Source organism: Candidatus Halocynthiibacter alkanivorans, from assembly GCF_003333265.1.
GTDB classification, from domain to species: domain Bacteria; phylum Pseudomonadota; class Alphaproteobacteria; order Rhodobacterales; family Rhodobacteraceae; genus Halocyntiibacter_A; species Halocyntiibacter_A alkanivorans.
Map to the genome: position 1 here is coordinate 59,569 of NZ_QOLB01000034.1, position 13,143 is coordinate 72,711.

The following is a 13,143-nucleotide window of genomic DNA, read 5'->3' on the forward strand; positions in this document are numbered from 1 at the left end:
CTTTTTCATTCCTGAAAAAGCTGTCCTTTGATCGCGCGCGAATAACCGCGGAATTCTGCGATTTTTTCGCCGTTCTGGTTGCTGACGGTGACGTCATAGATGCCGTTGCGCCCGGTGAGGCTGACCTCTTGTGCGGAGGCCGTCAACTGGTCTCCCAGGTTTGCGGGGGCAAGATAGCTGATCATATTGTGCTGCGCGACGGTGGACTGGTTGCGGCTGTTGCAGGCGAAGGCAAAACAGCTGTCGGCCAGCGCAAAGGTGATGCCGCCGTGGCAGATGCCGTGGCCGTTGGCGTGCTGGGGCTGCACCGTTAGGCTGAGCACGGCCTGGCCTTCATCGACGCTTTCGATCTTCATACCAATCCATTGCGAGGCTTTGTCGCCCTCCCACATGGCGGCGGCGGATTGTTCGGCGCGCTGCTTTGGTGTGAGGCTCATTCTGCGGTCTCCGGTTTTTTGTCAGTATTTTGTCCGGCATTTTGGCCGGAGCTTTTGCCGGTGAAGCTGGCGGGGCGTTTTTGCAGGAAAGCGCTGACGCCCTCGGCATAATCGGGCGTTTCGCCACATATCTTCTGGTTTCTGGCCTCCAGATCAAGCTGGGCGTCGAGCGTGTTTGCCGCCGCCGCCTGGATAAGCTCTTTGGTGAGGGCAAAGCCCACGGTGGGGCCGTCGGCAAGCTTTGCTGTGAGCGCGCGGGCCTCTGCCATCAGGTCGTCGTCTGCCACGGCCTTCCAGATCAGCCCCCAGTCGGCGGCGGTTGTGGCGTCCAGTGGTGCGGCGGTCAGGGTGAGCGCTTTGGCGCGGGCTTCGCCGATCAGGCGGGGCAGGGACCAGCTGCCACCGGCATCCGGCACCAGACCCACTTTGGCAAAAGATTGAATAAAGCGGGCGCTTTTCGCTGCCAGCACGATGTCACACGCGAGTGCGATATTGGCGCCAGCACCGGCGGCGACGCCGTTCACCGCGCAGATCACCGGGAATTCAAGCGACCGGATCAGCCGGATCAGCGGGTTGTAAAAGGTGGAAATCGTGTGGCCCAGGTCGGGCGGGCCGTCCATTTTGGCAGGATCCCGGTTACCCAGATCCTGGCCGGCACAAAAGCCGCGACCAGATCCGGTGAGCAACACGGCGCGGACGCCATTGTCACGCGCCCGTGCAAGCTCTGCCCTCAGCGCCATATGCATTTCCTCATTGAAACTGTTCAGCCGCTCTGGGCGGTTCAAGGTAATTTCTACCCAGTTGCAATGGGTTACAGAGATGATTGTGGCGCTCATTTTGGGCTCTCTTGGCTGTGTTTCAATAAGTTCTTGCATAAACCGGACGGTTGGTCAATTAATTAATGGAACCTTGATTCGAGCAAATGGAGCCCCGTGGCCATGCAGCAATCTTCGCCAGTCTCTGTCCGTCATGACGGTGATATCGCCTGGGTGGTGGTGGATAATCCGCCGGTGAACGCGACATCTCTGGCGGTGCGGCAGGGGTTGCGGGATGCGGTTGCGCTGGTTGCAGGGGCGAAGCTGGCGGTGCTGGTTTGCGAAGGCAAAACTTTCATTGCCGGGGGCGATATGTCGGAGTTCGACGCCGCGCCTGTTGCGCCGCATCTGCCCGATGTGGTGCAGATGATTGAAGACAGCGCTACGCCGTTTCTGGCGCTGATGCATGGCAACGTGTTGGGCGGCGGGTTCGAGATTGCCATGGGTTGCGCCTGGCGCATTGCCGCTGCGGGCACGCGCTTTGGCCTGCCGGAAGTGAATGTCGGCCTGATCCCGGGCGCCGGCGGCACCCAGCGTCTGCCGCGTCTGATTGGTCTGCTGCCCGCGATTGATGTGGCTTGTTCCGGCAGATTGCTGAAAGCAGAGGACCTGCTGCGGATGGGCGGTCTTGATGCTGTCGAGGCGGGGGATCTGCAGCTTGCGGCGCGCGCATTTGCCGAGGCGCTGCCGGTGCGGCCGGTACCGCTGCGGCTGCGCCCGGTGGCGGCGGTTGAAGAAGCGGCCATTGAGGCCAAACGCGGTGATATTGCGAGGAAATCGAAAGGTCAAAAGTCGCCCTTGCTGAATCTTGAGGCGCTGTTGTGGTCTGCGCTTCCGTTTAAAGAGGCGCAGGCAAAGGAAAGGGCGCTGCATCTGGCGCTGCGGGGTTCGGAGCAAAGCCGGGCGTTGCGCCATGTGTTTTTTGCCGAACGTGCAGTGGTGAAGCCGGCGGCGATTGCTGGTGCCACGCCCCGGGATGTGCGTCATGTCGCTGTGGTTGGCGGCGGCTTGATGGGGGCGGGCATTGCAGTGGCGACGCTTGGCGCCGGCTGTCAGGTCACCCTGATTGAACGCGATGCGGATGCGGTCAGCGCAGCGCAGCAACGTGTTGTCTCATTGCTGGAGGGCGCACTGCGCCGGGGCAAGATCAGCGCGGCAAAGATGTCTGCTCAGCTGGCGGAGTTTCGCGCCAGTGACGATTATGCCGACGCGGGCTCTGCCGGTCTGGCGATTGAAGCGGTGTTTGAGGATGTCGCGGTGAAACGGGCGGTTTTTGAGCGCCTGGCCGGGGTGATGCGCGCGGATGCGATACTGGCGACCAATACGTCATATCTTGATCCCGGGCTGATTTTTGCCGGCATTGCGAACCCAGGCCGCTGTCTGGGTCTGCATTTTTTCAGCCCGGCCCATATTATGAAGCTGCTGGAAGTGGTGGCGTTGCCCGGGACGGATGCGGACGTGCTGGCCACTGGTTTTGCCTTTGGCAAGCGCCTGCGCAAAGTGCCGGTTCTGTCGGGGATCTGTGACGGGTTTATCGGCAACCGGATGCTGGCCGCCTATCGCCGGGAAGCCGATTGCCTGCTGGCCGAGGGGGCGCTGCCGTACCAGGTGGACGGCGCTATGCGGGCGTTTGGCATGGCGATGGGGCCTTATGAATTGCAGGACCTGACCGGATTGCAGATTGCCTGGGCCAACCGCAAACGTCAGCAAAAAACGGATCACGACGCGGCTTATAATTCCATTGCAGATCAGCTGTGTGAGGCCGGGCGGCTGGGGCAACGCAGTGGCGGTGGCTGGTACGCCTATGACGCCGGCAGTCGCACGCCCCGGCGCGAAGCAGCGGTCGAACAGATCATTCTGGAGTATTCCGCCAGCCAGGGCATTGCGCGGCGCAATTTCACCCCTGAGCAGATTTCACAGCGCATCCTTCTGGTACTGGCGCGCGAGGGCGCTGCCATTGTCGCAGAGGGCATTGCCGAGCGGGCGGCAGATGTCGATGTGGTTCAGGTGCATGGCTACGGATTTCCGCGCTGGCGCGGCGGGCCGATGCACTATGCCGCGTCTGCCACCGGCGGCGGTGCCACGTTGATCACCACCGCCACTGCCATCACCGCCGCTGTCAGAGGGACAGGGGACACTGCCGAGGCAGGGCCTGTGAAGCGGCAGGTTCCGACAACTGAGCATAACAACAGCCCGACGGCCGGCGCGACAGCGGGCCTGACAGTAGGCCGAACGCCAGGCGCGACGGCCGGCCCAACACCAGGCCCCACACCAGGTGAGACGCCCGGCCCATCACGAGGAACGACGGGCGGCCAGAAATCTGGCCTGGCGTCAGTCCCGTCAGCGGACCCTACACCAAGCCAGAAAGCCGGCCCGTCAGCGGACCCGAAACGAGGCGCGGCGGCCGGCCGCCTGGTCCGACAGAGGACCGGTCAGCCGGCACGACAGCGGGCCACGCGCCTGGCCCGGCGCTCAAAGATGCGGACGGTTAAAAAATTTACGACACGATGGCCGGGGGACACTTAACGCGCCCGGGGTTCCATCGCACCAACGCCATTCAATCAGGGAGGAAAGCATGGCTGAATTTACGAAACTGAGTGCACTTCTGGCAGGGGCGGCCTTTGCGCTGTCCGGGTCTGTCGCTTTTGCACAGGAATATACCATGGTGATTTCAAGCTGGGCACCGCCCACGCATGGCATCAACGCAAAGATGTGGCCCAAATTTGTTGAGATGGTGGAAGAGGCGACTGACGGGCGTGTCAGCGCGGAGCTGAAGCTTGGTATCGCGCCGCCACCGGCGCAGATGGACCTGGTTCAGGACGGTGCCGCAGATGTGTCTATCCTGTTCAACGGCTATCAACCGGGCCGGTTTGTGGCCTCCAAAATGATTGAACTGCCGGGCTATGACGGTTCCGCTGAGGCGGCGTCTGTTGCCTATTGGCGCACCTATGAGGCATTTCTGGCCGAGGCGAATGAGTATCGCGGTGTGAAATTGATCGGGCTCAGCACCCATGGTCCGGCACAGCTGCATTCCGCCAGCCCGGTGACTTCGATTGAGCAGATTTCCGGTCTGAAAGTGCGCATTCCCGGCGGGGTTGGCGGAGACGTTGGCGCCGCACTTGGTGCCACCGGCATTCAGGTGCCTGCGCCAAAAGTCTATGAGACGCTGGCCTCCAAAGCAGCGGACGGTGTGGTGATGCCGATGGAATCGCGCAAAGGCTTCAAGCTCACCGAAGTGGCGCAGAACGTCTATGAGGTGCCGGGCGGGCTGTACCGCGGCGCGTTCGCTTTCATCATGAACGAGGATTTCTTTGCCGATCTGCCCGCAGACCTGCAGCAGGAGCTGAATGACAAAGTCTTTGGCGAACCCTTCAGCCGCGAGCTCGGCAAGATCTGGGACGAGATTGATGCCATCGGCCGGGACGCAACGCTTGCCACCAACGGCAATGCAATCAACGCGGCCAGCGCGGCGGATGTCGCCGTGTTCAGCAAGATCGCAGCTGAGGTGACGACAAAAGTCATCGGTGAGGTCAACGGTATCGGCATCGACGCCCAGGCCGCCTATGACATGATCAAAGCCGAAATGGCGGCCTACTGATCTGACTGCGGGCGGGGCCGGTGGCCTTGCCCGTGACTTTCGCAGCCGGAAAAAGAGATCCCCTATGTTTGCCTCCATCCAGATTATGCGCCGCCTCAGTCAGATACCGACTTTGATCTCGGCGCTGGCGCTGTTTGCACTGATGCTGATGACCTTTGCCGATGTGATCCTGCGCTCGGTGTTCAATGCGCCGATCGAAGCGGCCACCGAACTGACCCGAATTCTGATGGCGGTGCTGATCTTTTCGGTGTTGCCGATGATTTCTGCTGGCAATGGCCATATCGCGGTGGATCTGACCGACGGGTTTTTTATGCGCTACCGGCTGAACCGTCTGCGCAACTGCATTGTTTTCATGGGCAGCGGCATCGCGCTGTACTGGCCGGTGAAACGGATCTGGCTGCTGGCGGATCGGGCGCGGGATTACGGCGATGTCACCGAATACCTGGCGATCCCCACCTGGCTGGTTGGCGGCTTTATCGCCATTGCCACCGGGGTTGCGGCGCTGGCGATGATTGTCTCCGGTCTGTTACATCTTTTTGCCCCTCATATGCTGGAGCCCGCGCGATGACTGTTGCCCTGATTGGATTTGCCTGCGTGCTGGTGCTGGTGCTGGTGCGGTTGCCCATCGTGTTTGCTATGGGGCTGGTGGGCACCCTGGGATTTGCCTATGAGCGCGGCGGCAGCATAATTTCCGGCCGCGGCCTGAATGCGTCGCTGTCGATGGTGGGGCGCCAGATCACCGATACCGCCCAGGATTACGGGCTGTCGGTGATCCCGCTGTTCATCCTGATGGGGCTGTTTGTGAACAAGGGCGGGTTGAGCCGCGAGCTTTATGCGGTGTCCAACGCGTTTCTGGGCCATTTCCGGGGGGGGCTGGCGATGGCGACCGTTACCGCCTGTGGGGGTTTTTCCGCCATCTGCGGATCGTCGCTGGCCACCGCCGCCACCATGTCGAAAGTGGCGATGCCGGAGATGCGCCGGTATGGCTATGCCGACAGCCTTTCAACCGCGTCCATTGCCGCCGGGGGCACGTTGGGCATTCTGATCCCGCCCTCGGTCATTCTGGTGATCTATGGGCTGCTGACGGAAACCTCGATCGGCAAGCTGTTCATCGCCGGGGTCATTCCGGGCCTGTTGGGCATCTTGTTTTACCTGTTTGCGGTGCGCTGGACGGTGTATCGCGACCCTTCGTCCGGCCCGGCAGGCACGCGCGCTGGCTGGGGCGAACGATTGTACGCGCTGCGCTCGGTCTGGGCGGTGCTGCTGTTGTTCTTCCTGGTGATCGGCGGGCTGTACGGCGCGTTTGATTTTGAACCGCTGAACCTGACGTTTTCCCCGACTGAGGCCGCCGGCATGGGCGCGACGGGCGCCTTTCTGATCGCGCTGGGACGCAAGGGGCTGACGGTGAAATCGACGCTGGAGGTGCTGAAAGAGACCGCCTTTACTGCGGCGGCGCTGTTCTCGGTGCTGATCGGGGCGCAGATATTTTCTAATTTCATCAACTATGCCGGTCTGCCCGAGGCGCTGATCTCTATGGTCACCGCCTATGATGTGGCGCCGTTTGTGGTCATCCTGATGATCCTCGGCATTTACATCGTGCTGGGCTGCGTTTTTGAAAGCCTGTCGATGCTGCTTTTGACCGTGCCGATCTTTTTCCCGCTGGTGGTGTCGCTGGGATATGACCCGGTGTGGTTTGGTATTGTGGTGGTGGTCGTCACTGAAATCAGCCTGATCACACCGCCAGTGGGGTTGAATGTGTTCGTGCTGAAAGCGGTGGTTGGCGACGTCAGCACCGGCACCATTTTCAAAGGCGTTACCCCGTTCTGGATCGCAGACATCTTCCGCCTGCTGCTGGTGGTTCTGGTGCCGGCGGTGGTGTTGTTCCTGCCGGGACAGATGTGAGCGGCGCGCGCGGGCCGGGTCTTAAAAGCGCCACAGATGACGCGCCGCCTGCGCTGGCAGATTCTGGCGCGGCGTTGATAGCGAAGCGGTAATTCGACAACTTATTGGCCAAGGGCATGTGGCGGGCAGGGCGGAAATATTTTCGCGCCCCGACCGGCTCCTGGTGCATACAAACTGAGGACAAATCATGGCACTTCAACAGATCAGCAGTTTCGCCCATGGCGAATGGATCGCTCCGGGTGTGGGCGCGCGGCCCGTCGCCAATGCGGTGACAGGGGCGATTTTTGCCGAGGCAGGCAATGGGGCGCTCGACGTGCAGGCCATGCTGGATTATGGCCGCGACATTGGTGGCCCGCTGCTGCGCGCGATGACGTTTCACGACCGCGCCCGCATGCTCAAGGCGCTGGCGGCGCATCTCTCAAAGCACAAAGCGACGCTGTATGAGCTGAGTTTTGCCACCGGCGGCACCCAGGCCGATCATATGATCGATATCGACGGCGGCATCGGCACCGTGTTTGTCTACGCTTCCAAAGGGCGGCGGGAGTTGCCGGACGCCCATGTCTATCTTGATGGCGACGTGGAACAGTTGTCGCGCAACGGCACCTTTCTGGGCCAGCATATCTGCACCCCAAAACAAGGGGTGGCGCTGCATATCAACGCCTTTAACTTCCCGGTCTGGGGCATGTTGGAAAAATTGGCACCGACGCTGCTGGCCGGGGTGCCGGCGATCGTGAAACCGGCGACGTCCAGCGGCTATGTCACCGAGGCCTGTGTGCGCCTTATGCTGGAGAGCGGCCTGCTGCCCAAGGGTGCGCTGCAGCTGATCTCGGGTGGCACCGGCGATCTGCTGGACCGGCTCGACATGCGGGACACCGTCAGTTTCACCGGCTCGGCGCAGACGGCGCTGAGCCTGCGGTCCGGCAAAAATATCCTGGAAAATTCAGTGAGTTTTGTCGCCGAACAGGACAGCCTGAACGCGTCCATTCTGGGGCCGGATGCCACGCCTGGCACGCCGGAGTTTGACCTGTTTGTCAAAGAAGTTCAGCGCGAGATGACCAGCAAGGCCGGGCAGAAATGCACAGCGATCCGCCGGATCATTGCGCCGGAGCCCGTTGTGGAGGCTGTCATTGAAGCGCTGTCAAAGCGGCTGGCAAAGATCACCATCGGCAATCCGCGCAATGAAGCGGTGCGCATGGGGGCGCTGGTCTCAAAGGCACAACAGCAGGATGTGCTGGCCAAAGCGGAGCTGCTGGGCCGCGAGGCCGAGCGGGTGTTTGGCAATCCGGATGATTTTGTGCTGCTGGACGCGGATGCCGACAAAGGCGCATTTGTGCCACCGATGCTGTTTCATTGCAGTGAGCCGGATAGCGCCCGCCTGGTGCATGAGGTCGAGGCATTCGGGCCGGTGTCCACGGTGATGGGCTATCGCGATCTGGATCATGCGGTGGCCCTGGCCAATCGCGGCCAGGGCAGTCTGGTGGCTTCGGTGATCACAAGGGACCCGCAGGTGGCGCGCCAGGTGGTGCTGGGGGCCGGTGCGTATCACGGGCGGCTATATTTCAACAACCGCGACTCGATGAAAGAAAGCACCGGCCATGGTTCGCCCTTGCCCCATATGGTGCATGGCGGGCCGGGGCGTGCCGGCGGCGGCGAAGAGCTGGGCGGGGTACGCGGTGTGATGCATTATATGCAGCGCACAGCAATCCAGGGCAGTCCTGATATTCTGACCGCGATCGGTGAAAATTGGGTGCCTGGTGCCACGGAGACCGCGACGCCCGCCCATCCGTTCACCCGCAAGTTCGGCGATCTGACACCGGGGGACACGATCAACACGGCAGACCGTATCGTGACGCTTGAAGATATCGAACATTTTGCCCGTTTCACCGGCGATACGTTTTACGCCCATATGGACGAAGAGGCCGCCGCCGCGAACCCGTTTTTCCCCGGGCGCGTGGCGCATGGCTATCTGTTGCTGTCCTTTGCCGCCGGCCTGTTTGTGCAGCCGGATCCGGGTCCGGTTCTGGCCAATACCGGGCTTGATAATCTGCGCTTTCTGAAGCCGGTGGAACCTGGCGACAGTATAAAGGTGCGCCTGACTGTGATGAAAAAGACTCCGCGCAATGAAGAATATGGTGAGGTGCGCTGGCATGTCTCCTTAAGCAATCAGGCGGATGAGCCAGTGGCGGAGTATGAGTTGCTGACCATGGTGGCCTATTGAGCAAGTTTGCGGCAAACGAAGGAAAGTCCGGCAATTCCGGGCTTTTCCCTTTTCTGCGAGGGATGGCACAATGACCCGGCCCGATCTATAAAACCATATGACGCAACGCGCTGACGCTATTTTTCACACCGCCAGAGATGCCCTGACGCGGACCGGCGACACCCGCGTCTGGTCGGTGATCGTAACCATATTTGGCGACCTGGCACAGGATCCCCGCGATCAGATCCCCGGCAATACGTTGTCGGAACTGACGCGGATGATCGGGATCAAACCAGAGGCGATGCGGGTGGCATTACACCGGCTGCGCAAGGATGGCTGGATCAACAGTGAAAAATCCGGACGCACCAGCAGCCACAGGCTGACGCGCAAAGGGTTTGAGGAAAGCCTGGCCGCGCGGCCGAGGATTTATGCCACAAATTCTGAGCGGCCCGGCCAGTGGCATCTTTTGCTGCGGGAGGCGCAAACGGGTGCTGCGCGGGGGAAAGCGCAGGCCAGGAAACTTCCGGGTGGGTATACGATGCTCCTGGACCGGGTTTTTCTCGGTCAGGGCCGGGCAGCAGGCGATGAGAGAGGCTTTGTCATTGACGGGGGTGCGGGCACTGTGCCGCCCTGGGTGAAAGATACGGTGATCTCTGAGGACTGTGTCCGGAGCTATAACCTGCTGTATCGGGATCTGCAGGCGGTGCAGGCCGGTCTTAAGGAGGCGCCAAAGCTGTCTGAGCTGCAGGTGGCGGTGCTGCGGATCCTGATCGTGCACAATTGGCGGCGGTGCATTCTGCGCCATGCTGATCTGCCGGATGCGTTTTTTCCGGACGGCTGCCCGGCTGTCGCCTGCAGGGCGCTGGTTACTCAGCTTCTGGGACGGCTGGGGCGGCCAGCGCTGGTTGAGCTGAAGTAAATCTGCCGGAAGATACCGGCCCTGGTTACCACCAGACCCGCATTCAAAATCATACTTTTCAGTGTTCACCGACAACGGCCTCGCGCTGACCTCTGTCGTCCGGGCCTGCCAGGCGCCGGAAACCTGTGCCGGCGCGGACACGCAGAGCGGAGCGGCTGAGAGCCTGTCTGTGTTCTGCGGGGAATCGCCGGACCAAATTGCTGCTGCGGATGTCTCAAAAGTATAGTCGCCTGATATCCGGGAAGTATTTCACCTTTGAGTTGAAAATCTTCCCGGCTGTGATGATGCGTATGCCGCTGTACCGGCGGTATTGTTGAGGGGAGCCGTGAATTCCCACGTGCTTTTGTTTCGCGTCAAAATTCCGACGTCCTCTTCAACCAAAGGAGTCACCGAATGCGTGATTTTATTTTAATGACCTTGATCCGCATGCGCCACAATGACGACGGCGTAACGCTTGTAGAATATGGTATCGCCGTCGCGCTGGCGGTTGTTCTTGGTACTGGTGCGCTTGCGCTGCTGGCCGGTGAAATTGGTGGTGCTATGGGTGCTGCCGGCGCCGAAATGCCAAATGCAGCTCCATAATACGAGCCCTGGCTGATTGGGAAGGCGCTGAGAAATTCCTGAGCGCAAACAGTTCGTGCCTGCCCGCAAAGGCGGGTGGTCACGAACTTTCCAATGCCATTTATTGCTCTTTCCGCCCCCGCCAATTCAGAGAAACTGGAGCACTCCATGTCCGGATTTATCACCAGAATACTGATTGAATTTTCGCGTGACGTGCGCGGTGTCACCCTGGTCGAATACGGTATTGCCGTCTCTGTCGGCGTGCTGCTTGGCGTCGGAGCACTGACGTTGCTGGCAGGTGAAATTGGCGGATCCCTGGATGCCGTGGGCTCCAAAATGCTCGACTGACCCCCCGCCGGTGTCACGCCTGTTGCCGGCTGAATAGAAGGAATTGAACCATGCGTCTCAGCTCATTACTTCTGGCACTGACCGGGCTTACCGTCGCAGGCGGTTCTGCCTATGTCGCGCGAACCTTTATTGAATCCCAGACCGCTCAGGCGGCACCGTCAGAAAATGCCGCGCTGGTCAAAGTGGTCGTCGCCGGCCGTGATATCGCTTTTGGTCAGGCCATAGAGAGACAGATGCTGACGACGATTTCCTGGCCCCGTGATGCGGTGCCTGCCGGGACTTTTTCCGATTTCGCCACTCTGACCCCAAGCACTGCGGGCATGCCGCCGCGGCGCGCCAAGCGTGCGATTTCTCAGGGCGAGTTGGTGCTTGGCTCCAAAGTGTCCGAGTTTGGCGAAAAAGTAACCATCGTTCAGACGCTCGGTCCCAACCGCCGCGCCATTGCGATTTCGGTCAGCGCAGCAACCGCAGTGGGGGGCTTTGTCACCCCGGGCGACTTTGTCGATATCCTGCTGACCCAGGGCCGCGGTGCGGCGCTGCGGGCGGTCACAATTTTGCAGGACATAAGGGTGATCGGTGTGGATCAGGATTCTGACGAACAGAATGATGCCCCTGAAGTTGCCCGCACTGTCACCGTGGAGGTCACCCCGGAACAGGGGCAACGCCTGGCGCTGGCGCAAAAGGCCGGTACGCTGAGCCTGACGCTGCGCACGCTGGATTCAAATGAAGACGTGCCGCTGGAGTCGATCCGTCTCAGCGATCTGATGCGGGATTTATCCCCGGTACCCGAAGACGCACCGACCAGAAGCATCACGGTGCGGCGTGGAAACGTCGCCACTACGATTGAGTTGAACTGATCCCTCTGGCCTGAAGGAGCTGTCGAGATGAAACATACCGGGCGCATACAGGGTTTTCTGGCTGCAGAGCAGGGCACAATCCTTGCGGTCTGGGCGGTGGCATTCGTGGCAATCTTTGGCATTGTTGCTCTGTCCTTTGACCTCGGGCGCGTTTCGATCGTTCGAACCGAGCTGCAGTCTTACGCTGACAATGTGGCGCTGGCGGCAGCCGGCGAGCTGGACGGGCGGGCGGACGCGATCACCCGGGCCACTGCCGCAGCCGCCAATCTGATTTCAGACAGCGAGACCTTTGGCAACGGGGATACAACCCTGTCTGGCGGTGGCGATTATACGCTAACTTTTCTGGAAGATCTTCCTGCCAGCGATACCGGTGCCATCACAGCCACTACAGTTGATCCGGCAAAGGCCGGTTATGCCATGGTTGTGGTCAACGCCAGCATAATTGATCTGACATTCTCGGCGGCCTTTTCGGCGCTGACCGGTAACCCCGGGCTGGACAATACCGCCAATGCTTATGCGGTGGCGGGCATGACCCAATATGCCTGCGATGTGACCCCTTTGATGTTTTGCCTGCCGACACCCACGCCGGGCAATCCCACATTCAAGGCCAATGCCCATATCGGTGAAATGATCCGGATGCGCTCCGGTGGTGCGGGTGCGGCCTGGGGGCCTGGTGATTTTGGCTTTCTTGATCCCGGGAAAATCCTGGTGGATGACGAAGGCCCCTGTGCCGGCAAAAACGGTGTGCAGCTGGATGCCTGTCTGATCGGCGCCATTGGCAGCATCACCCAGTGTTTCGCTCAAAACGGGGTGGACACCGAACCCGGACAGAAGGTTGGCATTGAAGATGCGATCTTTAACGTGCGCTTTGACATTTACAAAGCCATCATGAATGGCAAGAAGAACAATCCAATTTATGCGCCGGCGCCCAATGTCATCAAGGGCATCGTGCCCAGTGGTGGCGGCTCCTGCATCGGCAATAACGAAGCGGTGTCCCCGGATACGCTGGGTCTGCCGCGGGACAGCTGTTTTGCCGCCGGCACCTGTAGCCGCTATGGCGATGGCAACTGGGCGGCCGGGCGCGTGGCCTATGTGGCGATGAATTATGCCGGCGTTGACCCGTTCCCGGCAGCGAACACCCGCTGGCAGTATTATCTGGCCGAAATCGGCGCAGCCAATCTGATCGGACCAAATGAGCCGATCCTGAGCGGGCTTGCGGAAACCGGCCGGGCGCAATGTTCCAGCAATCAAAGCAACAATCCCGAGCGCCGCATCGTCATCGCGGCGGCAATTGACTGCAACGCCAACCCGATCAACGGCGCCGAAGTCGGCGTGCCGGTGGAAGAGTTCTTTAAGTTGTTTCTGACCGAACCCGTGGGCCAGGACGGCGCTACGCCGCCCAATGTGGATATTTGGGCGGAGATCGTCGGCAGTGCCGGTGGCTCAGGTGCCGGGGCAGGCGCAATTGCCTCCCGTTTCCGCGATGTCGTTCAACTGTACAGGTGATAT

At 60.7% G+C, this 13,143-nt stretch carries 12 protein-coding genes; 10 read left to right on the forward strand and 2 right to left on the reverse strand.

Annotated features, from left to right (window positions below; genetic code table 11):
• Positions 1–5: 5 nt before the first annotated feature.
• Positions 6–437: a hydroxyphenylacetyl-CoA thioesterase PaaI gene (paaI, locus tag DWA01_RS02600; protein WP_114284090.1), complete on the reverse strand. Its 432-nt coding sequence runs from the start codon at positions 435–437 to the stop codon at positions 6–8.
• Positions 434–1,273 carry a 2-(1,2-epoxy-1,2-dihydrophenyl)acetyl-CoA isomerase PaaG gene (gene paaG, locus DWA01_RS02605; protein ID WP_114284091.1) on the reverse strand — a complete coding sequence of 280 codons (840 nt, stop codon included), beginning with the start codon at positions 1,271–1,273 and terminating at the stop codon, positions 434–436. Before paaG ends, paaI begins: the two co-directional genes overlap by 4 nt.
• A gap of 102 nt (positions 1,274–1,375) precedes the next feature.
• Between paaG and DWA01_RS02610 the strand changes: the two genes are divergently transcribed.
• The 10 genes from DWA01_RS02610 to DWA01_RS02655 all read left to right on the forward strand — a co-directional run bounded on the left by DWA01_RS02610 (position 1,376) and on the right by DWA01_RS02655 (position 13,140).
• Complete coding sequence (locus tag DWA01_RS02610; protein WP_114284092.1) at positions 1,376–3,778, forward strand: 3-hydroxyacyl-CoA dehydrogenase NAD-binding domain-containing protein; 2,403 nt, start codon at positions 1,376–1,378, stop codon at positions 3,776–3,778.
• Positions 3,779–3,827: 49 nt separating this feature from the next.
• Positions 3,828–4,850, forward strand: a complete 1,023-nt coding sequence (locus tag DWA01_RS02615) for a TRAP transporter substrate-binding protein (RefSeq protein ID WP_114284093.1) — start codon at positions 3,828–3,830, stop codon at positions 4,848–4,850.
• A gap of 64 nt (positions 4,851–4,914) precedes the next feature.
• On the forward strand, positions 4,915–5,418 hold the full coding sequence (locus tag DWA01_RS02620) for a TRAP transporter small permease (protein WP_114284094.1): 504 nt from the start codon (positions 4,915–4,917) through the stop codon (positions 5,416–5,418).
• Entirely contained in the window at positions 5,415–6,752 is a 1,338-nt protein-coding gene (locus DWA01_RS02625; RefSeq protein ID WP_114284095.1) for a TRAP transporter large permease, read from the forward strand. The genes DWA01_RS02620 and DWA01_RS02625 overlap by 4 nt, the downstream gene beginning before the upstream one ends.
• A gap of 187 nt (positions 6,753–6,939) precedes the next feature.
• Positions 6,940–8,970, forward strand: a complete 2,031-nt coding sequence (gene paaZ / locus DWA01_RS02630; protein WP_114284096.1) for a phenylacetic acid degradation bifunctional protein PaaZ — start codon at positions 6,940–6,942, stop codon at positions 8,968–8,970.
• Positions 8,971–9,067: 97 nt separating this feature from the next.
• Positions 9,068–9,868 carry a PaaX family transcriptional regulator C-terminal domain-containing protein gene (locus tag DWA01_RS02635; protein WP_114284097.1) on the forward strand — a complete coding sequence of 267 codons (801 nt, stop codon included), beginning with the start codon at positions 9,068–9,070 and terminating at the stop codon, positions 9,866–9,868.
• 393 nt (positions 9,869–10,261) lie between these two features.
• Positions 10,262–10,450: a hypothetical protein gene (locus tag DWA01_RS02640; protein WP_114284098.1), complete on the forward strand. Its 189-nt coding sequence runs from the start codon at positions 10,262–10,264 to the stop codon at positions 10,448–10,450.
• A 147-nt stretch (positions 10,451–10,597) separates the two neighbouring features.
• On the forward strand, positions 10,598–10,777 hold the full coding sequence (locus DWA01_RS02645; RefSeq protein ID WP_114284099.1) for a Flp family type IVb pilin: 180 nt from the start codon (positions 10,598–10,600) through the stop codon (positions 10,775–10,777).
• A gap of 50 nt (positions 10,778–10,827) precedes the next feature.
• On the forward strand, positions 10,828–11,634 hold the full coding sequence (cpaB, locus tag DWA01_RS02650; protein ID WP_114284100.1) for a Flp pilus assembly protein CpaB: 807 nt from the start codon (positions 10,828–10,830) through the stop codon (positions 11,632–11,634).
• A gap of 27 nt (positions 11,635–11,661) precedes the next feature.
• Complete coding sequence (locus DWA01_RS02655) at positions 11,662–13,140, forward strand: TadE/TadG family type IV pilus assembly protein (RefSeq protein ID WP_114284101.1); 1,479 nt, start codon at positions 11,662–11,664, stop codon at positions 13,138–13,140.
• Positions 13,141–13,143: the final 3 nt, after the last annotated feature.

Excerpts from the sequence above, each read along its gene's own strand:
- DWA01_RS02620 (WP_114284094.1), top strand. The coding sequence starts at position 4,915 with ATGTTTGCCTCCATCCAGATTATGCGCCGCCTCAGTCAGATACCGACT.
- DWA01_RS02645 (WP_114284099.1), top strand. The coding sequence starts at position 10,598 with ATGTCCGGATTTATCACCAGAATACTGATTGAATTTTCGCGTGACGTG.
- paaG (WP_114284091.1), bottom strand. The coding sequence starts at position 1,273 with ATGAGCGCCACAATCATCTCTGTAACCCATTGCAACTGGGTAGAAATT.
- cpaB (WP_114284100.1), top strand. The coding sequence starts at position 10,828 with ATGCGTCTCAGCTCATTACTTCTGGCACTGACCGGGCTTACCGTCGCA.
- DWA01_RS02610 (WP_114284092.1), top strand. The coding sequence starts at position 1,376 with ATGCAGCAATCTTCGCCAGTCTCTGTCCGTCATGACGGTGATATCGCC.
- DWA01_RS02625 (WP_114284095.1), top strand. The coding sequence starts at position 5,415 with ATGACTGTTGCCCTGATTGGATTTGCCTGCGTGCTGGTGCTGGTGCTG.
- paaZ (WP_114284096.1), top strand. The coding sequence starts at position 6,940 with ATGGCACTTCAACAGATCAGCAGTTTCGCCCATGGCGAATGGATCGCT.
- paaI (WP_114284090.1), bottom strand. The coding sequence starts at position 437 with ATGAGCCTCACACCAAAGCAGCGCGCCGAACAATCCGCCGCCGCCATG.
- DWA01_RS02640 (WP_114284098.1), top strand. The coding sequence starts at position 10,262 with ATGCGTGATTTTATTTTAATGACCTTGATCCGCATGCGCCACAATGAC.
- DWA01_RS02655 (WP_114284101.1), top strand. The coding sequence starts at position 11,662 with ATGAAACATACCGGGCGCATACAGGGTTTTCTGGCTGCAGAGCAGGGC.
- DWA01_RS02635 (WP_114284097.1), top strand. The coding sequence starts at position 9,068 with ATGACGCAACGCGCTGACGCTATTTTTCACACCGCCAGAGATGCCCTG.
- DWA01_RS02615 (WP_114284093.1), top strand. The coding sequence starts at position 3,828 with ATGGCTGAATTTACGAAACTGAGTGCACTTCTGGCAGGGGCGGCCTTT.